Source organism: Micromonospora sp. WMMD1128 (assembly GCF_027497235.1).
GTDB lineage: Bacteria > Actinomycetota > Actinomycetes > Mycobacteriales > Micromonosporaceae > Micromonospora.
In genome coordinates this window covers 2,264,424-2,289,602 of sequence record NZ_CP114902.1, presented here as the reverse complement: position 1 = coordinate 2,289,602, position 25,179 = coordinate 2,264,424, and the positions used below count along the sequence as shown (strand labels likewise).

Here is a 25,179-nt window from a genome sequence, read left to right as displayed (position 1 = left end):
CCGCGGCCGACCCGCTCCGGCTCGCGTGGCTCAGCCGGCGCCGAAACACACGAAGGCCGAGGGCTGGTCGCCGGTTGCCGCCTCGGCCAGCGCCGCGGCCGGGCTCCGGCCCGCCCCGACCGCGCGGTGATAGGCCACCATCGCCTCCGTCGCCGCCTCGTCGCCGACCCGGGCGACGCTCGCGACGACCGTGGCGGTGCCCGCGGCGAGCAGGGCGGTCGGCATGCCGAGCGCCTCGTCGCCGTGCCGCACGTCGGTCAGGCCCAGGTCACAACAGGACAGCACGACGGTACGCGGCGCGACCCGCAGCCCCTGCACGTCGTAACCCATAAGCGGGCCGCCGGTCAGCTCCAACGTGGAGAACAACGGGTTCTCGGTCTGGTGCTGTCCGTGCGCGGCGACGTGGGCGACGCGGGCGCCGGCCAGCGCGATGAGCGCCGCGGCCGGGGTCGCCTCCGCTCCGGTCAGCACCACCGCGCCCGGATGCAGCGATGCCACGGCCCGGGCCTCCGCCTCACCCCGGTGGATACCCGGACCCGACACCACCACCGCGCCGCCGGTGGGGGCGCCGGCGTGCAGGCGACGCCGGGCGGCCAACCAGACCGCGACCGACGGCGCCACCGTGACCGGCCGGGACGCGCACGCCGGCAGTGTGTGCCACGGCGTGGTCAGCAGCATCCCGGTCGGAACCACCACCAGTTCCCGATCGCCGACCAGGGGAAGAACCGGGTCGAGCACCGTCGCGCCCACCAGGTCGGCATCCCGTCGAGTTGCGGCGCGGACCACCGCGGCCAGCCGTCCGGGCATGGCGCGGCCCGCCTGCGCGTCGAGGTCGGCGCGCAACCGCCGGACCGCCTCCTCGGCCGTGGCGCGCCGGCCGAGCGCCACCACCGTGGCCGCCCGGTCGGTGACCACGAGCGCGTGCAGGATGTCCCCGGCGTTCACGTACAGCACGAGCGCCGCGCCGGCCAGCTCCGCCGTCACGGCGGCAAGCGGCGCCGGCGCCGAGGGCACCGCGTCCCGAGGGCCCGGGGTCGCCCAGGCCCGCTCCCGGATCACCCGCTGGAGCTCCTCCGACCGGCTGCGGAAGCTCCGCGTCGGGCGGCCGGCGAGTTCGGCCTCACGGAGGCTGTGCCGCAACTGGCGCAGTTCCTCCAGGGCCTCGGCGGCGATCGGGTCATCGGGGGGTCGTACCGGCGGCAGCAGCAGCGCCTGAGCCCGAACGCGCTCGGACCACCGGTAGACGGCGTTGGCCGAGCCACCGGACAACGCCGCGGCAAGCCCGGCCCGGGCCAGGTCGCGGCCGTGCACCGCGGCCCCCGTCTGAAGATCGGCGCAGCCGAACCGGGCGCGGTACCGGTGCAGCGCGGTCACTCCGGCCAGCAGGCTCCGCCGAGCCTCACCGGCCCGGCCGGCGGAGGCCGCCACCTCCGCCCGGGTCAGGTGCCAGAGCAGGCGCGTGTCGAGCCGGTCGGTCCGCCGTGGTCCGGCCTGTCGCCCGATCTGCTCCGCAGCCCGCCGCGGTCGTCCCGCGGACACCAACGCCCGGATCTTGACCAGGTGGGCGACCCGGGCGTCCTCCGTCAGCCCGAGCCGGGTCAACCGCCCGGCCAGCGCCCCGGCTCGCCGTAACACCGTCTCCTGGTCGACCGCGCCGGCCGCCTGGTCGGCGCGCAGCTCGAGCAGCGCGGCGAGAGCGGCCCGGCGGACGTTGGCCCGGCCGAGGAACGCGGCCCGGGCTCGCGACGCCCACCGGGCGGCAGCGATCGGCTCGCCGGCGAGCAGGGCCGCCTCCGCGCGGACCTGGAGCGCATCGGCGTACGTGTGTCCGAGCTGCTGCTGCGTCGCCCGCTGCACCGCATCAGCCAGTTGCCGGTCCGCCTCCCGGTAGAGCCCGGCCGCGACAAGTGCGCGGGCCCGTTCCACGGCCAGGTTCGCGAGCCGGCCCGGCGCGAGCGACCGGTAGTCGGCGTCGGACAGGGTGAACGCGCGCAACGCGGAGGGCAGGTCACCGGCGATCACGTCGAGACAACCCAGGTTCGTCCGCGCCATCGCCACATGCAGGGTGAACCCGTGTCGTGCGGCGATCTCGACGCAACGTCGCAGGTCGGCCCGGGCCAGCCGGACGTGGCCCGCCTCCAGGTGCACGAGGCTGCGGTTGTTGAGCGCCTTGACCAGGTCGGACGGATGCGCCATGTCGTTCAACAGGCCGACGGCCGCGTCGTACTGACGCAACGCCTCCGCGTTGCGACCGCTGCGCTTGAGCAGGAGGGCTCGCTGGCCGAGCAGGATCGGCCACTGCGGCGCGGCCACGAGCGCCTCGGCCTCGTCGAGCAACCGGAAGCCCAGCTCCACCCGACCCCGTTCGGACTCGGCCCAGGCGAGACTGATCAGCAGCCGGACGTGGACCTCGCGCAGGGCCGGGTTGTGCCTGGCCAACCGCAGGCCCGCCCGCAGTTCCCGGGCGGCCCGACCCGGCTGGCCGGCGTCGCTCGAAGCCACGCCCGCCGCGTGCCAGCGGGCTGCCCGGCGGGCGAGCACGGCCGGCTCCACGTCACAGGGCGAGGGCCGGCGTGACCACCTGCGGCGTGTGTTCGCCCGGCGCCGGGTGCACGACGAGCTGCGCCAAGCCGTGCGGCACGCCGTCCAGCACGAACCGCCCCTCCGCGTCGGACTCCACGGTCTGGGCCGGGTCGGGAGCCGGGTGCCGCAGTTCGACGCGCACGGCGGCGCCGGGCGCGAGCCAGCCGTCGACCCGTACGAGGCCGTCGGGCCGGTCCACGATCGTGATCATCACGGTCCGGCTCTCCGAGTCGAACGTCAGGGTACGGCTCCGTTCGGTGCCCCGGACCGTGCCGACGAGGTGCTCGTCGCGCAGCCGGGCGACCTCCCGGTCGACGTCGTCGAGGTCCAGCACGAGGCGCACCCGGTCGTCGAGATCGGCGGGCGGCGGATCCAGTCGGGTGAGCACCGCGGCCAACTGGTCCAGGATCGCCTGGTCCAGGTCGTCGAGCGGCTGGTCGGCGGAGTGCGGGGCGGTCATGTGGGGCTCCACGTCGAGTCGGCGGCCAGCAACTCCCGCAGCTTCGCCAGGCACCGGCCACGGGTCGGTCCGATGCTGCCGCGTGGCATGCCCAGCGCCTGGGCCACCGCCGCGTAGTCGGGACGATCGACGTGGGCGACGATCCGCAGCAGCGTCCGGCACCGCTCCGGCAGTCGCGCGACGTGCCGCCACAGCGCCCGGTCACGTTCCTCGGACAGCAGCACGTCGACCGGGCCGGGATCCGGGTCGGGCGAGGATTCGAGGTCCGCCGCGGGGTGCGGGGCCTGCCGCTGCGCGAGCCCGCGCACCCGCCAGGCTTCCCGGCGGGTGGTGGTCACCAGCCACGCGGCGAGCGACGTCGAGGACCGGATGGCGTGCAGTCCGCGTACCAGCTCCAGCCAGGTCGTCTGCACGACGTCGGCGGCCTCCTCGGCGGTCAGACCCTGGGCGCGGGCGACGCGCCACAGCAACGGGTTGAGCTCCCGGACCACCTCGTCGAGGGCGCCCCGGTCGCCCGCCCGGGCCCGGTCGAGGCACTCGCCGAGCCGGGTCGCGCGGTCCACCGGGCTTCCGGACACCGTGGACACGACGTCACTCCGGGAGCCGCACGGGCGCGGACGCCGGCGCCAACCGGTGGGCGAGCCGGCCCGCGCACCTAGCCGCCGCGAACGACGTGCCGCTCCAGTAGGCGTACGCGCCCCCCGTCGCGGCGGGGGTCGTGGCCAACGGCATGGTGCTCACCGCATGGGTGCCCTCGTGCCACCGGCTCACCCACACCCCGTGATTGCTGTAGGGCGCCCGCACGGTCGGCGAGGAGCGGGCCCCGACGCTGATCACCGTGAGCGTCGGGTCGGCCGCGAACGCCGCCGGATAGACCGGATCGTCGGCGCCGCCGTTGCCGGCCGAGGCGACCACCTGGACGCCGAGGTCCGCCAACCGCTCCAGTGCTTTCCGGACCGGTCTCAGCTCCTCGTCCCCATCCGAGCCGGGACGGCCGAACGCGGTCAGCACCACGTCGAGCCGACGGCCGTCGCCGGCCCGGTCGGCCAGCCAGTTCAGTGCGTGTGCCGCGTTCAGGTCGCTGACCCGACCGGCGTCGCTCATCACCCGTACCGAGAGGATCTTCGCGTCGGGCGCTTCCAGCCGCATCAGTCCGGTGAGGAACGTGCCGTGCCCCCAGTGGCTGCCGAAATCCACCTCGTCGCTCTCGTCGCCGCGACCGTCCTGACCCGCGATCTCCGGAATGGCGCGCGGCGGCGTCCACCCCTCCGCCTCCTCCCAGCACGGCTCGCCGTCCGCCTCCACCAGCCAGTCGTGCTCCCGTACCCCGGTGTCGAGCAGCGCCACCACGGGCCGTCCGGCCGGGAAGTCGCGGTCCGGACGGCGTCGGGGTTTCGGTGGCATCACGTGGTCGGGCGCCGGGAGCCAGGCGACGGTGCCGTGGCCGCTCTTGCGCCCACCAGCCCGGTAGTTGGGGTAGAGGTTGGCTTCCCGCCGGGCGCCGTCCTCCACGGTGGCGGCCGTGCACTCGTAGTCGGGCAGGCACTCGGGCACGCCCTCGGCACGGCCGGACAGCCAGCGGCTGGCCCTGGCCACGGCCACCGGGTCACCCTGGACGGGCACCTCGATCAGTGCGACGTCAGGGGGCGCAGGGGCGGCCGGCGGCGACAGCGGACGACCGAAGCCCGCGTCGGCCAGCAACTCGTTGAGCCGGTCGATCGTCTCGGGGCGCTCCGCCACCCACGCCGGCGCGAGCACGACGTCGGGGCGGTACGGGAAACGGGACACCTGACCTCCCGGTGGGACGGTGGTCACCCGTTCAGTCCAGCACGTTCCCCCACCCCCGCCAAGGGCCGGCCGGTACGTCCGTACTGACCGTTCGACGTGTATCTGGCGCGCCCGTCCGGCCTCTGCCGAGTCAGTCGACTGTGCTCATCGACCTGATGCCGCTGCTCAGCGTCGCGGTGACCGCCGAGACCGCGACCAGGCCGGCGAAGACAAGCATCGTCACGGCGGCCGACAAGTGGGCCAGCAGCAGCCCCGCCAGGCCGGGCGCGAGCGCGGCGGCCGAGGTGGCGGCCAGGAAGATGACGCTCACCACCCGCCCCTGGAGCCGGTCCGGGGTGATCGCCGCCTGATAGCCGAAGAGCACCGCGTTGGCGGTCGGGCCGAGGAACACCGCCGCCGCCAGTGGCATCGCGGCCAGCACGCTCGTCGACACGAACGCGCTGCTCGCCATCAACACGGTGGTGGCCCAGCACAGCACGATCACCAGCGCGGGCAGTCGCAGCCAGCGCTGCACCGCCGGCGCGGCGAGCGCGCCCAGGAAGCCGCCCAGCCCGAAGATCGTGCTGGCCAGGCCGACCAGGACCGAGGGGGTGCCGGAGCGCTGAAGGGACACGATGATCGTGAAGATCATCCCGGTGAAGGCCATGTTCAGCGGCGCCGCGATCACCAGCAGCGCCCGCAGGAACGGGTTGGCCAGCACGAACCGGATGCCCTCGGCCACCGCGGCGCCGCCGGACTGCCGGGCCTGCTCGGTGCGGGGCTGCTCCATCGGCCGGCGGATGAGCAGCACCGCCAGCAGGGAGAGCAGATAGGACAGCGCGTTGCCGACGAACGGCAGGGACCGGCCGAGCCCGTAGAGCAGGCCACCCAACGGCGGCCCGGCGAGCTGGGTGCCGTAGGAGCGGGCCTCGTTGCGCGCGACGGCGGTGGACAACTGCGCACCCGGCACGAGGTTGCGCACCGCGGCGTGCTCCGCGGTGCCGAAGACCGCGTTGGCGGCGGCGCCGATCACGGTGACCACCAGGACCATCGGCAGGTTGGCGATCCCGGCGAGCACCGCGCCGGCAAGCGCCAGGTAGACCACCAGCCGGATCACGTCACAGGCCACCAGCAGCGTACGGCGGGAGAAGCGGTCGGCCACCACACCGGCCGGCAACCGGCAGGCGAGCGTGGTGAGCAGCCCCGCGCTGCCGACCAGACCGGCCTGGGCGGCCGAGCCGGTGAGGAAGAGCACCAGCAGCGGCATCGCCAGATTCGACATGGCGGCGCCGAGGTCGGAGAAGCACTGGCTGATCCAGAGCAGGTTGAAGTCGCGGTTGCGCCAGAGGCTGACCGGGCGCTCGGCGCCCGGCACCGGCGGATCGGTGACGGTGGGCATCGGCTCCTCGTCGGATGTGGTCGGGGCCGGCTGCGTGGCGGCGCTCATGCCGGCCACCAGGAGCCGTGCGCGGGACGCAGGTCGTCGAACCATTCCGCGGTCGGATCGTACCGGGCGAAGAACTGCCGACCCACGTCGCCCGCGTCGCGGGCCTGGAGCATGCGCAGGCTGAACAGGTCGGCCCCGCCGACCCGCGCCACGCCGTCGACGAGCACCTTGCCCGGCGCGGCCGACATGACCGGGCCGCGCGCGGTGCGGGCCAGCCCGGAGACCGACCGGACCGCGTCGGTGTAGACCTGCCAGGCCCGCTCCAGCGGCACGCTGAAGTAGCTGCGCGCGCCGGTGTCCCGCTCCACGAACATGTAGTACGGGACCATGCCCAGCTCCACCGACCGCTGCCACATCGCCGCCCAGTCCCCCGCCCGGTCGTTGACGTGCGCGATCAGCGGGGCCTGGGTGCGGATCACCGCGCCGGTGGCCCGGATCCGGGCGATGGCCCGGCGCACCTCGTCGGTGGCCAACTCCCGGGGGTGGGAGAAGTGGGCCATCACGGCGACGTGGCGACCGCCGGCCACGATCCGCTCGAAGAGGCGCAGCAGGTCGTCGGCGTCCGGGTCGGTGGTGAACCGGGCCGGCCAGTACGACAGCGCCTTGGTGCCGAAGCGCAGCGTGCGGATCCGCTCCAGCGCCGGGTCGAGCAGTGGGGACACCCACCGGTCCAGCACCGCCGCGCTCATGATCATCGGGTCGCCACCGGTGAACAGGACGTCGGTCACGCCCGGCTGGTCGGCGAGGTATCCGGCGACGTCCGCGACGTCCGAGGCGGCCTGCCGGATCTCCGCGTTACCGACGAACTGGGCCCAGCGGAAGCAGTAGCCGCAGTACGAGTGGCAGGTCTGCCCCTGCGACGGGAAGACGAGCACGGTCTCGGCGTACTTGTGTTGCAGGCCGAGCAGCCGGCGTCCCCGGTGGGTGGGCACGTTGGCCTCCAACTGGGCGCCCGGGTTCGGGTTGAGCCGCGCGTGGGCGTCCCGGGCCGCCTTCCGGATCACCCCCGGATCGGCTGCGGACAGGTGCAGCGCCGACAGGTGGTCGTAGAGCTCCGGCGGCAGCATGTCCCGGTGTGGGAAGGTGAGCCGGAAGATGGGATCGTCCGGGACGGCCGACCAGTCGATGAGTTCGTCCACGACGTACTGGTTGACCTTGAACGGCAGCACCGAGGATACGACCCGCAGGTCGTGCACGTACTCCTCGGGCATGCCCCGCGCGCCGGCGAGCCGCGCCAGGCGTTCGTGGGAGTAGACCTTCATCACCGTCGCCTCGTTGTCAGCGGGATGGGACAGGAACGGCCGCCGTCGGACGGCCGGGTCGGGACGGTCACCCGGACCGCCCCGACCCCGGTACGGGTCAGCCCCGCGCGGCGGCCATCCGCTCGCGCAGGCTCTTCGGCCGCATGTCGGTCCACACCTCGTCGATGTGGGCCAGGCAGTCCGCGCGGGCGCCGGAGAAGCCCGTGGCGGTCCAGCCCGCCGGCAGCTCACGGTCGGCGAACCAGATCGAGTACTGCTCCTCGTGGTTCATCACGACCCGGTAGGTGCGGTCGTCGTCGTCGACAGCCATCGTCGTTCTCCTTCTCGTTCGGTTAATCGGTCTGACCCCGGTCGGGCGACCGGGAGGTGTGCGGCGCGGGCGGCCCGGCGGTGGGCCCCCGCGGGAGCTACAGGCGGACCGGCAGCGCCTGGAGGCTGCGGTTGAGCAGCGAGGGCTGCCAGCGCGCCCCGGTCGTGGCGAGCGCCAGTGCGGGCGCGGCGGCCAGCAGGTCGGTGAGGGCCGCGCCGGCCACCAGCCGGGCCAGCGGCGCGCCCAGGCAGAAGTGGCCGCCCTGCCCGAAGCCCAGGTGCGGATTTGGCTGCCGGCGCAGGTCCAGCTCGTCGGGGCGGTCGAAGCGGGACGGGTCCCGGTTCGCCCCGGCGGTGACCACGTAGAGCCGCTGCCCGGCCCGCAGCCGCGCACCGGCCAGCTCGACGTCGTCCCGGACGTGCCGGATGGACATCTTGGACGGTCCGTCGAAGCGCAGCAGCTCCTCCACGGCCACCGGCGCCAGCTCCGGATCGGCCCGCAGCAGGGCGAGCTGGTCGGGGTGGCGCAGCAGGTTCCAGGTGCCCACGGCGATCAGGTTGCTCGTGGTCTCGCCGCCGGCGAATGCCACGTGGGTGAGCATGGCCACGAACTCGTCCTCGCTCACCGACTCCCCCACCAGGCCGTTGGCGAGCGCGGCGCTGATCAGGTCCTCGCGGGGCGCGGCCCGGCGGGCCCGGACCAGCGCCCGCAGGTAGTCGAAGAGGTCCAGCAGGGCCCGCTGCGAGCGCTCGTGCTCCTCCGGCGACTGCACCGCGCCGAGGGCGAGGTCACCGACCTGGATCGCCCAGCGCTGGAACATCGCGGTGTCCTCGACCGGCACGCCCATCCAGGCCGCCGCGACGGTCGCCGGCAGCGGCCGGGCGAACTCGGTGACCAGGTCGATGACGTCGCCGGCGCCGGCCCGGACGGCCAGCCGGGTCACCGCCTCCTGCACCATCGGGCGGTTGCGGCGCACCTGCCGGGCCCCGAACGCGCCCCGGAAGACGGCGCGCAGCCGACGGTGCTCGGGCGGGTCGACGAAGACCATCCACCCCGCCATGATCGAGAAGGCGCGGGCGGCCTCCGGGCTGAGCAGGTCCGGCGGGGTCTGGGCCAGCATCGGCCCGATCCGGTCCGCGGAGATCGCCGGCTCGGTGTAGCACGCCGTCGCCGCGTCGTAGCCGGTCACCAGCCAGGCCCGGTGCACCGGGCTCCAGTGCACCGGCTCGGCGGCCCGCAGCTCCGCCAGGTACGGGTACGGGTCGGCGACGAGGTCGTCGTCGAGCAGGTAGCGGTCGGTCCGGGTGGCAGTGGTCATGGGGTGCGCTCCAGCAGCTCGGCGGCGAGGTCGGCGACGGCCGCCACGCCCGGGTCGGTGACCATGCTCCGGTGGGTGCCGGGCAGGTGGTGCACGGTGAGCGCGCCCGGGAACATCTCCCGGCAGCGCTGTTCGTAGCCGGGCCCGTCCTCGCCGGCCACCACCGACGGGCGGCCCGGGCCGGCGGTGGCCGCCTCGGCGGTGACCAGCAGGTGCGCCGGCCCCCGGTAGGGCTGGGGGCGGTAGCCGGCGGCGGCGCGCAGCAGCGCCGTCCACATCGCTACCGGCCAGTCCGCGCCGAGTTCCGCCTCGGCCTCGTTGACGCCGGCCGCGACGAGCGTGGCGACCAGCTCCCGTTCCTGGCTGAGCCGGGCCGGGGTGCCCGGGGTCAGCTCGCGGATCGCCGCGCGCATCGCCACCGCCCGGTCCAGCAGGTCCAGCGCCTCGGTGACGGCGAACGTCCCGGTCTCGTCGGGCACCGCCGGTTCGAGGAGCAGCAGCACGTCCACCCGCTCGCCGGCGGCGGTCAGCCGGACCGCCATCTCCTGGGCGATGTTCGCCCCCATCGACCAGCCGAGCAGCGCGTACGGGCCGTGCGGCTGGTGCGCCCGCAGCTCGCGCAGATAGTCGTCGGCCAGCCCGGTCATGGTGTCGGCGTCCACGCCGCCGTCGATGCCCCGGGCCTGGAGGCCGCGCACCGGCCGGCCGGCGGGCAGCGCCTGGGCCAGCGGCAGGTACCAGGCGACGCTGCCGCCGCTGGGGTGCACGCACCACAGCGGACGGTGGCCGGCGGTCCCGTCGCGCAGGGTCACCACCACGCCCGCGTCGCGGCGTGCCGCCGTGCCGGCCGGGCCGGGTCGCCGGGTGGCGAGCACGCCGGCCAGCGCCGCCACCGTCGGGTGCTCCACCAGGTCGGCCACCCCGACCGGCAGGCCCAGGTCGCAGGCGCGGGCGGCGAGCCGCACGATGGCCAGCGAGTGCCCGCCGAGGTCGAAGAAGTCGTCGTGCACGCCGACCCGGTCCAGCCGCAGCGTCTCCGCCCACAGCTTCGCCAGCGTCACCTCGACCTCGGTCCGCGGCTCCAGGTACGGGCGGTCCGGCTCGCTCGCCGCCGTCGGCGCCGGCAGCGCGGCCCGGTCGAGCTTGCCGTTGCCGGTCACCGGCAGCGCGTCGAGCGTGACGAACGCGGCCGGCACCAGGTAGGCGGGCAGCCGGTCCCGCAGCCAGCGGCGCAGTTCGGCGGCGTCGGGCAGGTCCAGCCCGGCGGCCGGCACCAGGTAGGCGACGAGGCGGGCGTCGCCCGGCCGGTCGGCGTCGGCGGCGTGGGCGGCCACCGCGGCCACCGCCACGTCCGGCCGGGCGGACAGCACCGCCTCGATCTCACCCGGTTCGATCCGCCGGCCCCGGATCTTCACCTGCCCGTCGACCCGGCCGCCGAAGTCCAGGCTGCCGTCGGCGCGCCACCGCCCCCGGTCACCGGTGCGGTACAGCCGACGTCCGCCGCCGGCCGGGTCGGGCACGAACCGGTCCGCGGTCAGCCCGGGCTGCCCGAGGTAGCCCCGGGCCAGGCACTCGCCGCCGAGGTAGATCTCGCCGGCCACGCCGACCGGCGCGGGCCGCAGGGCGTCGTCGAGCACGAGCACCGTGGTCCGGGCCAGCGGCCGGCCGATCGGCACGCTCACCGCGTCGACCGGCAGGTCCCGGACCTGGTGCGCGGTGACCACGAAGATCGCCTCGACCGGCCCGTACCCGTTGACGATCCGCAGGTGTGGCCAGCGGGCGGCCAGGTCCCGGCAGTGCGGCGCGGACGCCGCCTCGCCACCGAGGACGAGCTGCCGCAGCTCGCCCAGCCCGGCCGGTTCCTCCTCGACCGTCAGGTTGAACAGCGTGGTGGTGAGGAACGCGGTGGTCACGGCGTGGCGGCGGATCGCCGCGCCGATGCCGGCCGGGGTGACCGGCTCGGCCGGGTAGAGCGCGCAGGTGCCGCCGTGCAGCAGCGGACCGAAGATCTCGAAGATCGCCGCGTCCCAGTTGACGCTGCTCAGGTGCAGCACGGTCTCGTCCGCGCCGAGGTGGGCGAAGTCCTGCCGCAGCAGCGAGTCGACGACGGACCGGTGGGTCACCGCGATGCCCTTGGGCCGCCCGGTGGAGCCCGAGGTGTAGAGCACGCACGCCAGGGCGTCGGCGTCCGGCGCCGCCGCCGGCGGGTCGGCCGGCTCGGCGGCGAAGGTCTCCTCCGCGAGCGTGAGCACTGTGGTGATCCGCGCGGGCACCTGGTGCCGCCAGGCGGGCTGCGCCAGGACCAGGTCGGCGCCGGCGTCCGCCGCGAGCAGGTCGAGCCGGCGGCGCGGGTCCCGCGGGTCCATCGGCAGGTACGCCGCGCCGGCCTTGAGGATGCCGAGCATGCCGACGATCAGGTCCACGGACCGCTCGGCGCAGAGCCCGACCACCCGCTCCGGCCCGACGCCGTGGCGGCGCAGGTGGTGGGCGACCCGGTTGGCCCGCGCGTCCAGCTCGGCGTAGCGGACCGGACCGTCCGGGGTGGCCAGCGCGACCCGCCCCGGCTGGGCGGCGACCTGGGTGGCCAGGACGTCGACCAGGCTGCGCGGGTCGTGCGTCGCGGCGGCGACCCGGGGTCGGGTCCGCTCGGTCGGGGTGGGCACCCCGGGCGCCGCGTCCGGGTCGGCGACCATCCGCGCCAGCAGCGCGCAGTACGCGTCGGCCAGCCGCGCCACCTCGCCGGGGGACATCCGGCCGGCGTCGGCCTCGAAGGAGACCCCCTGCGGGCCGGTGGTGACCATCAGCCCGAAGTTGGTCCGGGCGATCTCCTCGATCTCCTCCTTGTGCTCGCTGCCCAGGGCGTGGAAGTGCACGTAGTTGAAGGCGGTGTCGACGAGCACCTCACCGGCCCACCGGCCCCGTTGCAGCTCGGCGAGGGGGAACCGCCGGTGCGGCAGGAGGTCCCGCTCGGCGGCGAAGACGTCGCGCAGCAGCCCCACCCAGCTCGTGGCGGACGACCGCAGCCCGAACGGCACCACGTTGAGGAAGAGCCCGCGCATGCCCTCCGCGCCGGCCCGCTCCAGCCGCCCGTTGGTGGCGAAGCCGGTGGCGTACGCCGCGCCGTCGGCGAGCTGTCCCATCAGGTGGTGGTAGGCGGTGAACAGGACCGTCTTGCGGGGCACCCCGGCGCGGGCGGCCAGCGCGTCGATGCCGGCCGTGAGGTGCCGGTAGTCGCGCAGCACCTCGCAGGTGGACTTGTCGGCCGGCTCCGCGCCGACCGAACGCGGCACCCGCACCGGCGGGAACTGCTCCACCATGGCGTCCCAGAACGCCCGGGCGGCCGGGTCGGCGACCGCGGCCCGTTCGAGCGCCACGTACTCGGCGAAGCGGGGCACCGGACCGGCCGGTGGCTCCTGCGCCGCGCCGTTGACCGACCGGCGGTGCCGGTCGACCAGCTCGGCGATGAGCGAGGTCAGGCTCCAGCCGTCCAGGACGGCGTGGCAGTCGGTGATGGTGAGCCGGTACTCGGCGTCGTTGAGCACGTGCACGTGCAGCCGGATCAGCGGCGGCTCGGCCAGCTCGAACCAGCGCACCGACTCGGCGTGCAGATGCTCCCGGACCCGCTGGAGCTGGACCTCCTCCGGCAGGCTACGCAGGTCGTCCACCCCGACCGGCAGCGTGGCCCGCTCGTGCACCAGTTGCAGCGGCTCCTCGTAGGAACTCCAGTCGAACCCGGTGCGCAGGATCTCGTACCGGTCGACGACCGCGTCCGCCGCGGCCCGCATGGCGGTGGCGTCGAACCCGGCCGGCTCCTGCACCCGGAAGCTCGTCACGTTGTGGTAGGCGCCCTTGCCGGCGTCGGCGAGCAGCTCGTAGAGCATGCCCTGCTGCATCCGGGTCAGCGGGTAGGCGTCCGCGAGCCCGGCCGGCAGCCGGCCCCGGTCGGCGGGCGCGACCATGGCGAACCGCTCCACCGACGGCGTCCCGGCCGGGTCGGCGGCGCGCCGGTCGGCGGCGGCGTCGACGGCCCGGGCCAGCTCGCCGAGCGCCTGGTGGGCGAAGACGTCGCGCAGCGACACGGTGACGCCGCGCCGCTCGGCGAGCCCCACCACGCGCAACGCGAGGATCGAGTCGCCGCCGAGGTCGAAGAAGCGGTCGCCGACGCCGACCCGGTCGACGCCGAGGGCCGTGCACCACACCTCGGCCAGCAGCCGCTCGGTGGGGGTGGCCGGCGGCACGTGTTCGCGGGCGGCGTCCAGCGTCGCGCCGTCGACGTCCGGCAGCGCCCGCCGGTCCACCTTGCCGTTGGCGGTCAACGGCAGCGCCGGCAGCACGGTGAAGGTGGCCGGCACCATCGCCTCCGGCAGCCGCTCCCGCAGCCAGCGCCGCAGCTCGTCGCCGGTCAGGTCGCCGTCGACGACCAGGTAGGCGTGCAACCGGTGCTCGCCGCTGCGGTCCCCGCGGGCCACCACGGCGGCCTGACCCACCGCGTCGTGGCGCAGCAGGGCGGCCTCCACCTCGCCCAGCTCGATCCGGTGCCCGCGGATCTTCACCTGGTCGTCGGCGCGGCCCCGGTACTCCAGCTCGCCGCCGGGCAGGTGGCGGGCCCGGTCGCCGGTGCGGTAGAGCCGGGCGCCGGGGACGGCGGAGAACGGGTCCGGCACGAACCGTTCCGCGGTCAGCCCCGGCCGGCCGAGGTAACCGCGGGCCAGGCCGGCGCCGCCGACGTACATCTCGCCGGTGGCGCCGACCGGGACCGGCCGCAGGTGCCGGTCGAGCACGTGCACGGTCAGGTCGCCGAGCGGCCGTCCGATCGGGGAGGTGGCGTCGCCGGCCAGGTCGGCGGCGGTGACCAGGCGGTGCGTGACGTGCACGGTGGTCTCGGTGATGCCGTACATGTTGACCACCCGCACGCCCGCGCCGGGGCCGTCCAGCCAGCCGTCCAGCTCGGGCAGGTCGAGCTTCTCGCCGCCGAGCACCACGTGCCGCACGCCGAGGTCGGCCAGCGGCCGGTCGCCGAGCGCGGCGCGCAGGTTGCGGAACGCGCCGGGCGTCTGGCTGAGCATCGTCACCCGCTCGTCGGCGAGCAGCCCGGCGAACCGCCGCGGGTCGCGGGCGGTGGCTTTGTCCACCACCACGACCGTGCCACCGCGGGTCAGCGCGCCCCACAGCTCCCACACCGAGAAGTCGAAGGCGTACGAGTGGAACAGGCTCCACACCCCGCCGGGCGGCAGGTCGAGCGCGTCCACGCAGGAGTCCAGGAGACGGACCACCTGCCGGTGCGCGACCCCCACGCCCTTGGGCCGGCCGGTGGAACCGGAGGTGTAGATGACGTAGGCGAGGTGGTCGGCGTCGGTGACCGGCGTCGGGTCCTCGGTGGACGCGGAGGCGATCGTCGGGTCGTCCAGGCGCAGCAGCCCGGCCGGCGTCACGGGCACCCGGTCGGCGAGGTCCGGCGAGACCACGGCCAGGCGTACCCCGGCGTCGTCGACCACGTAGGCCAGCCGGTCGCGCGGGTGGTCCGGGTCCAGCGGCACGTACGTCCCGCCGGCCTTGAGGATGCCGAGGACGCCGACCGCCAGGTCGGCGTCGCGGCGCACGCAGAGCGCCACCGGGGTCTCCGGCCCGACGCCGGCCGCGCGCAGCCGGTGGGCGAGCTGGTTGGCCCGCGCGTTGAGCGTGCCGTAGTCGACGCGCTGCCCGCCGGCCACCACGGCGACCGCGTCCGGCGTGGCGGCGACGTGCCGGGCGAACCGTTCGTGCAGCAGGTCCGTCGAGGGGTAGTCGCCCGCCGGGGCGCCCCAGGCGGCGAGCTGCCGGCGCTCCTCGTCCGGCAGCAGGTCCAGGTCGGCCAGCGGGGTGTCCGGGTGCGCGACGACCTGCTCCAGCAGCCGCCGGTACTGCGCCGCCCACCGCCGGACCGTCGCCGGCCGCCACAGGTCCGACCGGTGGAAGAACGCGGCGGCCAGCCCGTCGGGGCGGCGCGCGGTCTGCAGGATCAGGTCGAACTTGACCGCGTCGAGGTCCAGGTCGAACCGCGCGCCGGTGACCGCGCCGAGGCGTACCGGCCGGTCGTCGTCGGCGTCGTCGAGGCTGAACATGGCCTGGAACAGCGGGGTCCGGTCCAGGCTGCGGTCCGGGGCGAGCAGGTCGACGACCCGCTCGAACGGCGTCTCCTGGTGGTCGTACGCGCCGAGCGCGTCGGCGCGGACCCGGTCGAGCAGGTCGGTGAAGGACGGGTTCCCGGCCAGGTCGGCGCGCAGCACCAGGGTGTTCACGAAGAAGCCGACCACCTGCTCGACCTCGGACCGGTCGCGGCCGGCGACAGGCGTGCCGACGCCGAAGTCGACCTGGCCGGCGAGCCGGCCCAGCACCGCCTGGAACGCCGCGAGCAGCGCCATGTAGAGGGTCGCGCCGCGCTGCCGGGCGAACCGCTCCAGCGCGTCGACGAGCTCCGCCGGCACGGTGAGGTCGCAGGCCGCACCGGTGGTGGACCGGCGGGTTGAACGCTCGCCGTCGGTGGGCAGCTCCAGCGGCGGCAGCCCGCCCAGGCGACCCCGCCAGTACGCCAGGTCCCCGTCCCGCCGATCTCCGGTGGCCGTGCGGCGCTGCCAGGCGGCGTAGTCGGCGTACCGCACCGGCGGCTCGGGCGTGGGCGTCCCGGCGTAGAACGCCTCCAGGTCACGGGCCAGCACGCCGGTCGACCAGCCGTCCGCGACGACGTGGTGCAGGGTCAGCAGGACCACGTGGTCGGTCGGTGTGAGCCGCCACCCGGTGACCCGGAACAGCGGCCCGGTCTCCAGGTCGAACGGCTCCGCCGCCACCTGCCGGCCCGCCTCGGCGACCTCGGCGGCGTCGTCCGCGTCCCGCCAGTCGACGCCCGGCCAACCGGCCACGATCTCCTGCCGGACCACGCCGTCGTCGACGGTGAACCGGGTCCGCAGCGACTCGTGCCGCTCGACCAGGGCGGCGAACGCCGCGTCGAGCCGGTCGCGGTCCAGCGGCCCGGTCAGCCGCCACGCCACCGGGATGGTGTACGCCGCGCCGGCGCCGTCGAGCCGGTCCAGGAACACCAGCCGTTCCTGCCCGAACGAGACCGGCAGGTCGCGGGTGCCGTCGCCGCGGGTGATCCCCGCCGGGGCGGCACGCCCGGCGTCTCCGGCGAGCCGCCGGCGGAGCAGCTCCTGCTGGGCGGGGGTGAGCGCGGTCATCGGGTTTCCTCCAGTTTCCGGGCGAGCCGGGCGATGGTGCGGGCCTCGAAGAAGATGCGCAGGGTGAGCGGGGCGGTCAGTCGGTCGCGCAGCCGGGAGATGACCCGCAGCGCGGTGAGCGAGTGGCCGCCGAGGGCGAAGAAGTCGTCCTCGACGCCGACGTCGGGCCGGTCCAGCAGGTCCGCCCAGACCTCGGCGATGACCCGCTCGGTGTCGGTACGCGGGGCGACCCGGGTCGCGCCGGTCCGCCCGGCACCGACCTCGGGCAGCGCCGACCGGTCCACCTTCCCGTTGCCGAGCAGCGGCAGCGCGTCCAGGACCAGCAGTTCGGCCGGGATCATCGCGTACGGCAGGGCGGCCTCCAGGTGGTGGCGCAGGTCCGCCTCGGTGACGTCGCCGCCCGGGGCGCGTTGGGCGTAGCCGGCGAGCCGCCAGCCGTTCGGCCCGTCCGGGCGGGCCACCACGGCCGCCGCCCCGACCGCCGGGTGGCCGGCGAGCGCGGCCTCCACCTCGGCCGGTTCCACCCGGACGCCACGCACCTTGACCTGCCGGTCCAGCCGGCCCCGGAACTCCAGCGTCCCGTCGGCCAGCCAGCGCGCCGCGTCGCCGGTGCGGTACATCCGCGCGCCGGGCGGTCCGGCCGGGTCGGGCAGGTAGGCGGCGGCGGTGAGGCCGGGCCGGTTGCGGTAGCCGCGGCTGACCCCGGACCCGCCGATGTGCACCTCGCCGAAGACGCCCACCGGCGTCGGGCGCAGCGCCGCGTCGAGCACCCGCACGCTGGTCCCCGGCATCGGTACGCCGATGCCCACCGACTCGTACCGCCGGCCCGGGTCGAGGTCGGCGACGGTGGTGGTGACCGTGGCCTCGGTGGGGCCGTACTGGTTGACCACCCGGCGCAGGCCGGGCAGCGCCTCGTGCACCCGGGCCAGCAGCGCCGGGGTGCACGGCTCCCCGCTGAGCACCAGCAGCCGCAGCGCGGGCAGGGTCGCCGCGCCGACGTCACCGGCGTCGAGGAGCTGGTGCAGCAGCGACGGGACCATGCTCAGCAGCGCGGTGGGCGCGGGCCGGCCGGGCAGGTCGGCGGCGAGCGTGGACAGGTCGGACCGGCCGGCCATCAGCACTGTCGCGCCGACGGTGAGCGGGCCGACGCAGTCGCGCAGGAACGCGTCGAAGCTGGGTGCGGCGCGTTGCAGGACCACGTCGTCGGCGTCCAGCCGGTAGTGGGCGGCGATGGTGTCGAGGTAGGCGGTGACGCCGCCGTGCTCGGCCAGCACGCCCTTCGGCTCGCCGGTGGAGCCGGAGGTGTAGACGACGTAGGCGAGCTGCTCGGGCCGGGTGTCGACGTCCGGCGCGGTGGCCGGGTGGGCGGTGAGCGCCGCGCCGGCGACGGTCTCCGGGTCGAGCACCAGCCGCACCCCGGCGTCCCGCTCCAGGTGGGCGCGGCGACGCGCCGGCAGCTCCGGGTCGAGCCCGACGAACGCCCCGCCGGCCTTCCACACGCCGAGCACGGCGACCACGGTGTCGACGCACCGGGGCAGCCGCAGCCCGACCCGGTCCTCCGCACCGATCCCCCGCTCCCGCAGGTGGTGGGCGAGCCGGTTGGACCGCCGGTCCAGCTCCGCGTAGGTCAGCTCCCCGCCGGGGCCGACCACCGCCACCGCGTCCGGCGTGGCCCGCACCTGACCGGCGATCCGGTCGAGCAGCGAACGGAACGGCGCGGCCGGCCGGACCACCGCCGGGGCGGTGGCGGGCTCGGCCAGCGGCAGGTCGTCGATCCGGGCCGTCGGGTCGGCGGCGACGGCCCGCAACAGCCGGACGTACGCGTCGGCCATCCGCTCGATCGTGGCGGCGTCGAAGATGTCGGTGGTGTAGTCGAGCGCGCCGGCCAACCCGTCCGGGCCGTGCACCAGCTCCAGGGTCAGGTCGAGCTTGGCGGCCCCCCGGTCCACCGGCTGCGCGACACCTGTCGTGGCGCCGAGCCGCAGCGTGTCGAGCGTCCAGTCGTTGTAGCTGAACAGCGCCTGGAACAGCGGTGAGCGGCTGAGGTCGCGGTCCGGGCTCAGCTCCTCGACGAGCCGGCCGAACGGCAGCTCCTGGTGCTCGTACGCGGCGAGCGCGTCGTCGCGTACCCGGTCGAGCAGGGCGGCGAAGGCGGGCCGGCCGGACAGGTCGGCGCGCAGCACGAGCGTGTTGAGGAAGAACCCGACCACGTCGCGGACCTCCGGGCGGCCCCGACCGGCGACGGGCGTGCCGACCGCGAAGTCGGCCTGCCCGCTCCACCGGCCCAGCAGCGCCTGGTAGGCGGCGAGCAGCGTCATGAACAGGGTCGCGCCGTGCGCCCGGCTGAGTCGTTCCAGCGCGGCGAGCAGGTCCGGTTCGACGGTGAACCCGACGCTCGCCCCGGCGCCGCCGCGCGCCTTGGGGCGGGGCCGGTCGGTGGGCAGCTCCAGGGTGGGCAGGTCGGCCAGCCGCCGGCGCCAGTGGTCCAGCTCGCCGGCCAGCCGGTCACCGGCGAGCCGGTCGCGCTGCCAGGCGGCGAAGTCGGCGTAGCGCACCGGCGGGCGGGGCACGTCCACCCCGTCGTAGCCGGCCTCCAACTCGCGCACCAGCACCGCCGCCGACCAGCCGTCGGAGACCGCGTGGTGCATGGCGAGCAGCAGCAGGTGGGTGTCGCCGGCCCGCCACAGGACGGCCCGGAACAGCGGCCCGGTGGTCAGGTCGAACGGCCGGCGGGCCACGTCGGCCAGGTCGGCCTCCGCGGCGGCCACGGTGGCCGCGTCGCGCCGCTCCAGGCCCGCCCAGCCGGGCGTGACGTCCTGCCGGACCACGCCGTCGACAAGCGTGAACCGGGTCCGCAGCGACTCGTGCCGGTCGACGAGCGCATCAAGCGCGGCGGCCAGCCGGTCGGCGTCAACCGGCCCGGTCAACCGCCAGGCCAGCGGAACGGTGTACGCCGCCCCGGCGCCCTCCAGCCGGTCCAGGAAGACCAGCCGTTCCTGTCCGAAGGAGACGGGCAGCCCGGCGGTCTCCTCGCCCCGGCTGATCGGGGCGAGCACCGGGTCGGCGTCGGCGAGCAGGCGGGCCAGCCCGGCGATGCTGCGGGCGGTGAACAGATCCCGGAAGGTGATCTCCCGGCCGGTGCGGGCGGCCACCGCACCGACCACCCTGATGGCCAGCAGCGAGTGCCCGCCGAGGGCGAAGAAGTCGTCGTCCATGCCCGGGTCGGCGACGCCGAGCACCTCGGTGAAGATCTCCGCGAGCTGGCGTTCCCGTTCCGTCGCCGGCTCCCGCCGGCCCGCCCCGGTGGCGTACGTCGGCTCGGGCAGGGCGGCCCGGTCGACCTTGCCGTTCCCGGTCAGCGGCAGCTCGTCGAGGACCACCACGGCGGCCGGCACCAGGTACGCCGGCAGCGTCCGCCCGAGGTACGCCCGCAGGTCGCCCAGCTCCGTCGGGTCGGCGGCGACGTACGCGACGAGGCTCAGCGCGCCGGCGCGGTCCGGCCGGGCGAGCACCACCGCGTCCCGGACCGCCGGGTGGCGGCGGGCCGCCGTCTCGACCTCGCCCGGCTCCACCCGGAAGCCACGGACCTTCACCTGCCCGTCGGCGCGGCCGACGAACTCCAGCGCCCCGTCGACGGTCCACCGCACCAGGTCGCCGGTGCGGTAGACCCGGCCGCCCGGCGCGCCGAACGGGTCGGGCAGGAACCGCTCGGCGGTGCGGGCCGGCGCGCCGACGTACCCCCGGGCCAGTCCGGCGCCGCCGAGCAGCAGCTCGCCGACCACCCCGACCGGGACGGGCCGCAGCTCCCGGTCCACCACGTAGGCCGTGGTGTGGTGGATGGGCCGGCCGATCGGCACCCGGCCGGCGTCGCCGGTCGGCGCGGTGACCGGGTGCCAGGTGGCGAACGTGGTGCACTCGGCCGGGCCGTACATGTGCCGCAGTCGGCCGCTGCCGCCGCGGGCGAGCAGGGCGTCCACGGTGGCCGGGTCGGCGGTCTCGCCGCCGAAGAGCACGTGCCGCAGCCCGCGCAGCGCGTCCGGGCGTTCCCGGGCGACCTGGTGGAACAGCGCGGTGGTGAGGAACAGCGTGGTGACCCGGTGCCGTGCCAGGTGGTCGGCGAGCGCGGCGGTGGAGAGCGCCACGTCGGGTGGGGTGACCACGATCGTCGCGCCGGCGACCAGCGTGGCCCAGACCTCGAACGTGGCCGCGTCGAAGATCGGGTTGGCGGCGAACGCCACCCGGTCCTCCGGCGTCAGGTCCAGGTATCCGCCGTCGTGGACGGTGCGGACCAGGCCCCGGTGAGTGATGCCGATGCCCTTCGGGCGGCCGGTGGAGCCGGAGGTGTGCACCACGAAGCCGAGCTGCCCGGGGTCGACCGCGACCGCCGGGTCGGCCGCCGGTCGCCGGTCCACATCGGCGGCGTCCCGGGCCAGGTCGACGACGCGGCAGTCCAGTCCCGCGCCGTCGTGGTGCCCGGCGGCGGTGACCAGCAGGGTGGCGTCGGCGCCGGCGACCATGTGCCGGCTGCGCTCGGCCGGCTGGTCGGCGTCCAGCGGCAGGTAGGCGCCGCCGGCCCGGAGCACGGCGAGCTGCGCGCGGACCAGTTCGGCGCCGCGCGGCAGGCTGACCGCCACCACGGTCTCCGGGCCCACCCCGAGGTCGACCAGGTGGTGGGCGAGCTGGTTGGCCCGCCGGTCCAGCTCCGCGTACGTCCAGACGGTCGCGCCGTCGACCACGGCGGGTCGGGCGGGATCGGCGGTGACCCGGTCGGCGACCAGGTGGTGCAGCGGTCGGGCCGGCAGCGCCGGTGTCGCCGCGGTGCCCGCCGCCAGCAGGGCGTCGCGCTGCATGGGGTCGAGCACCGGCCAGTCGCCGAACCGGCTGCCCGGGTCGCCGGCCAGCGCGTCGAGCAGCCGGACGTACGCCTCGGCGAGCCGCGCCACGGTGGCCGGGCCGAACAGGTCGGTGGCGTACTCGAACAGGCCGGTCCGGGTCCCGTCCGGCGCCTCGTCGACGAAGAGGGTGAGGTCGAACTTGGCGGTCCGCCAGCCCAGCGGCAGCTCGGTGACGGTCCGGCCGGGCAGCCGCAGCGCGGTGACCGCGGTGTCCCGCAACGCGAACATGGTCTGGTAGACGGGCGTCCGGCTGAGGTCGCGCTCGGGGCGCAGCTCCGCGACCACCTGTTCGAACGGCACGTCCTGGTGTTCGTAGGCACCGAGGGTGGCCTCCCGGACCCGCCCGACCAGCTCGGTCAGGGTCGGGTCGCCGGTCAGGTCGGCCCGCACCGCGAGCGTGTTGACGAAGAAGCCGACGACGTTCTCCACCTCGGCGCGGGACCGGCCGGCCACCGGCGTGCCGACGGCGAAGTCGTGCTGCCCGCTCCACCGGCCCAGCAGCGCCTGGAACACCGCCAGCAGCACCGTGTGCACCGTGGTCCGCTGCTCCTGGGCGAACGCGGCGAGCCGGCGCAGCGCGTCCGGCGGCAGCGCGAAGCGGTGGGTGGCGCCGTCCGCGCCGAGCACCGCCGGGCGGGGCCGGTCGGTGGGCAGTTCCAGCGCGGGTACGCCGGCCAGGGCGTCCCGCCACCAGTCCAGCTCCGCGGCGAGCCGGCCCGGGTCGAGGTCGGCGCGCTGCCAGCGGGCGAAGTCGGCGTACCGCACCGGCGGCGCGGGTGGCGTCGCGCCGGCGTAGAGGTCGCCGAGTTCGCGGGCGACCACGCCGAGCGACCAGCCGTCGGCGACGACGTGGTGCAGCACCAGCAGCAGCACGTCGTGGTCGGGCAGGCGGACCAGCGTGGCCCGCCACAGCGGCCCGGTGGCCAGGTCGAACGGCTCGCGGATGCGGGCCGCCGCCAACTCGTCGGTCCAGGTGTCCGCGTCGACCCGGGCCAGCTCCACCGCCGGTTCCGGATCCACCACCGGCACGTCGCCGGCGAACCGGGTCCGCAGCGCGTCGTGCCGCACGGCGAGCCGGTGCAGGGCCCGGCGCAGGGTGGTCTCGTCGAGGTGACCGTCGACCCGCCAGGCGACCGGGATGACGTAGCTGGGGCTGTCCGGGTGGATCCGCTGGAGGAACAGCAGCCGTTCCTGGCCGAACGAGGCCACCGCGGGCGCGTCGTCGCCGCCGGCCACGAGCGCCGGCGCGGTGTCCCCGTCGGGCGCGGCGGTGACGGCCTCGGCCAGGTCGGCGACGGTCAGCCCGCCGAACAGGTCCCGGATGGACACCTCGACGCCCAGTTCCTCGCGGAGGCGGGCGATCAGCCGCACGGCCAGCAGCGAGTGCCCGCCGAGGGCGAAGAAGGTGTCGTCGACACCGACCCGGGCCACCCCGAACACGTCGGTCCAGACCTTGGCGAGGCGTTCCTGCGCCGGGTTCTCCGGGGCCCGGTACGCCACCGCCAGGTCGGGCCGGTCCGGCGCGGGCAGCGCCTTGCGGTCCAGTTTCCCGCTCGGGGTCAGCGGCAGTTCGGCCAGCGGCACGAACGTCGACGGCACCATGTAGCCGGGCAGCCGTTCGGCCAGCCGGTCCCGCAGCGCGTCCAGGTCCGGCCGGTCCCCCACGACGTACGCGACGAGCCGCTTCTCGGCGGCCTCGCCGGTGGCCACCACCACCGAGGCGCGGACGCCCGGCTGGTCGTCGAGCACCGCCTGGATCTCGCCCAGCTCCACCCGGTTGCCGGCGAGCTTGAGCTGCTCGTCGACCCGCCCGAGGTAGTCGACCACGCCGGGGCGGTGCCAGCCGGCCAGGTCGCCACTGCGGTACATCCGCCCGCCCGGCTCGCCGTACGGGTCGGGCAGGAACCGCTCGGCGGTCAGGCCGGGCTGGCCGAGGTAGCCGCGCGCGAGCTGCACCCCGGCCAGGTACAGCTCCCCCGGGCCGTCGCCCGGTGCCGGGCGCAGCTCGGCGTCGAGGATGTGCAGTTGGGTGTGGTCGACGGCCGCGCCGATCGGCACGCTCGCCCCGGACCACTCCGGTTGGCAGGCCCACGCGCTGACCTCGATGGAGGCTTCGGTCGGGCCGTAGAGGTTGTGCAGCTCGACGTCGGGCAGGGCGCGCAGCACCCGGTTCTGCAGGTCGGTGGGGAGCGCCTCGCCGCTGGCCAGGATCCGGCGCAGGCTGTGGCAGTCGGCGACGCCGGGTTCGCCGACGAACAGGGCCAGCATGGTCGGGATGAAGTGCGCGCTGGTGATGCCGCGCCGCCTGATGGTCTCCACCAGGTAGCGGGTGTCCCGGTGCCCGCCGGGCCGGGCGATGACCAGCCGGGCGCCGACCATCAGCGGCCAGAACAGCTCGTGCACCGACACGTCGAAGGCGTACGGGGTCTTCTGGAGCACCCGCTCGTCGGAGGTCATGCCGTACTCGTGCTGGCCCCAGCGCAGCCGGTTGACCACGCCCCGGTGCTCGACGACCACGCCCTTGGGCCGGCCGGTCGAACCGGAGGTGTACATGACGTAGCAGGCGTTGCGCCCGTCGACGCCGACGTCGCACGGCTCGTCGGACTCTGCCCCGGTGTCGGCGAGCGTCAGCTCGGGCAGGCCGGGCAGGCCCAGGTCGATGTCCATGCCCGGGCCGCGGACCAGGACCTTCGCGCCGCCCTGACCGGCCATGTAGGTCAGCCGGTCGGTGGGCAGCTCCAGGTCCAGCGGCAGGTAGGCGGCGCCGCTCTTGAGCACGCCGAGCAGCGTGACGAGCAGGTCCAGGGAGCGCTGGGCGCCGACGGCGACCACCGTCTCCGGACCGGCGCCGGCCCGGCGCAGGGCGTGGGCGAGCCGGTTGGCCCGCCGGTCCAGGTCGCGGTAGGTCAGCTCCGCGCCCTCGAACTCCAGGGCGACCGCGTCCGGGGTACGCCGGACCTGCGCCTCGACCAATCCGTGGATCGTGCTCACTGGTTCTGCTCCTTCAGTGCCTGCTCGACGTCCTCGCTGCTCATCGCCGCGATCTCGGCCATCAGCCGGTCCTCGACGGCGGCGGCGAGCCGGGCCACGGTGGGCTCCTCGAAGAGGGTTCGGACGGCCACCTCGCAGCCGAAGGCCGCGCGCAGCCGGATGGCGACCCGGGTGGCGAGCAGGGAGTGGCCGCCCAGGTGGAAGAAGTTGTCGTGGATGCCGATCCGGTCGACCCGCAGGACCTGCCGCCAGATGTCGGCGACCGTCTCCTCGGTCGGGGTGCGCGGCGGTTCCGCGTCGGCGGCGGGCGCCGGCCGGTGTCCGGCCGGGTCGGGCAGCCGGTCCCGGTCGACCTTGCCGCCGACGGTGCGCGGCAGCTCGTCGAGGACGATCAGCACGGCCGGCACCATGAATCCGGGCAGCCGTTCGGCCAGCCGGTCCCGCACCTGCGCGCCGGTGACGCCGTCGCCGGTCAGGTAGGCCACCAGCCGGTCCTGCCAGGCGACCACCACCGCGTCCCGCACGCCCGGGTGCTCCCGCAGCCGGGCCTCGACCTCGCCCACCTCCACCCGGAACCCGCGCACCTTCACCTGGCCGTCGGCCCGGCCGTGGAACTCCACCTGCCCGTCGGCCCGCCAGCGGACCAGGTCCCCGGTCCGGTACAGCCGGCCGCCGGGCTCCGGCCCGTACGGGTCCGGCACGAACCGCTCGCCGGTCAGCCCCGGCCGGCCCAGGTAGCCCCGGGCGAGTTGGGTGCCGCCGACGAACAGCTCGCCGACCGCGCCCACCGGCACCTCGGCGAGGTCACCGTCGAGCACGTACAGCGCCCGGTCCCCCACCGCGCGGCCGATCGGCACGACGCCGTCCACGTCGGCCGGCACGTCGTAGACGGTGGCGCTGATCGTGGTCTCGGTCGGTCCGTACGTGTTGACCAC

11 protein-coding genes are annotated in these 25,179 nt (G+C 75.7%); all 11 read right to left on the bottom strand.

Annotated elements, in window-relative coordinates; translation table 11 throughout:
- Nucleotides 1–30: 30 nt before the first annotated feature.
- Nucleotides 31–2,502: a CHAT domain-containing protein gene (locus O7602_RS10490; RefSeq protein ID WP_281588257.1), complete on the bottom strand. Its 2,472-nt coding sequence runs from the start codon at nucleotides 2,500–2,502 to the stop codon at nucleotides 31–33.
- Between the two features lie 52 nt (nucleotides 2,503–2,554).
- Entirely contained in the window at nucleotides 2,555–3,043 is a 489-nt protein-coding gene (locus O7602_RS10485) for a hypothetical protein (RefSeq protein ID WP_281588256.1), read from the bottom strand.
- A complete protein-coding gene (locus O7602_RS10480) occupies nucleotides 3,040–3,630 on the bottom strand; it encodes a sigma-70 family RNA polymerase sigma factor (protein ID WP_281588254.1) in 591 nt (196 codons plus the stop codon). The genes O7602_RS10485 and O7602_RS10480 overlap by 4 nt, the downstream gene beginning before the upstream one ends.
- Nucleotides 3,631–3,634: 4 nt before the next feature.
- Nucleotides 3,635–4,831 carry a S8/S53 family peptidase gene (locus tag O7602_RS10475; RefSeq protein WP_281588253.1) on the bottom strand — a complete coding sequence of 399 codons (1,197 nt, stop codon included), beginning with the start codon at nucleotides 4,829–4,831 and terminating at the stop codon, nucleotides 3,635–3,637.
- Between the two features lie 130 nt (nucleotides 4,832–4,961).
- Nucleotides 4,962–6,257 carry an MFS transporter gene (locus O7602_RS10470; protein WP_281588251.1) on the bottom strand — a complete coding sequence of 432 codons (1,296 nt, stop codon included), beginning with the start codon at nucleotides 6,255–6,257 and terminating at the stop codon, nucleotides 4,962–4,964.
- Nucleotides 6,254–7,519, bottom strand: a complete 1,266-nt coding sequence (locus tag O7602_RS10465; RefSeq protein WP_281588249.1) for a lysine 2,3-aminomutase — start codon at nucleotides 7,517–7,519, stop codon at nucleotides 6,254–6,256. Before O7602_RS10465 ends, O7602_RS10470 begins: the two co-directional genes overlap by 4 nt.
- Before the next feature lie 97 nt (nucleotides 7,520–7,616).
- Nucleotides 7,617–7,829 (bottom strand): MbtH family NRPS accessory protein, encoded by a 213-nt coding sequence (locus O7602_RS10460; RefSeq protein WP_281588247.1) that lies wholly within the window; start codon nucleotides 7,827–7,829, stop codon nucleotides 7,617–7,619.
- Between the two features lie 97 nt (nucleotides 7,830–7,926).
- The gene (locus tag O7602_RS10455) at nucleotides 7,927–9,147 is read right to left on the bottom strand and encodes a cytochrome P450 (protein ID WP_281588245.1); all 1,221 of its coding nucleotides are present in this window, start codon (nucleotides 9,145–9,147) and stop codon (nucleotides 7,927–7,929) included.
- A complete protein-coding gene (locus tag O7602_RS10450) occupies nucleotides 9,144–16,358 on the bottom strand; it encodes a non-ribosomal peptide synthetase (protein WP_281588244.1) in 7,215 nt (2,404 codons plus the stop codon). The genes O7602_RS10455 and O7602_RS10450 overlap by 4 nt, the downstream gene beginning before the upstream one ends.
- On the bottom strand, nucleotides 16,355–24,244 hold the full coding sequence (locus O7602_RS10445; protein ID WP_281588242.1) for a non-ribosomal peptide synthetase: 7,890 nt from the start codon (nucleotides 24,242–24,244) through the stop codon (nucleotides 16,355–16,357). The genes O7602_RS10450 and O7602_RS10445 overlap by 4 nt, the downstream gene beginning before the upstream one ends.
- Nucleotides 24,241–25,179: a phosphopantetheine-binding protein gene (locus tag O7602_RS10440; RefSeq protein ID WP_281588240.1), complete on the bottom strand. Its 939-nt coding sequence runs from the start codon at nucleotides 25,177–25,179 to the stop codon at nucleotides 24,241–24,243. Before O7602_RS10440 ends, O7602_RS10445 begins: the two co-directional genes overlap by 4 nt.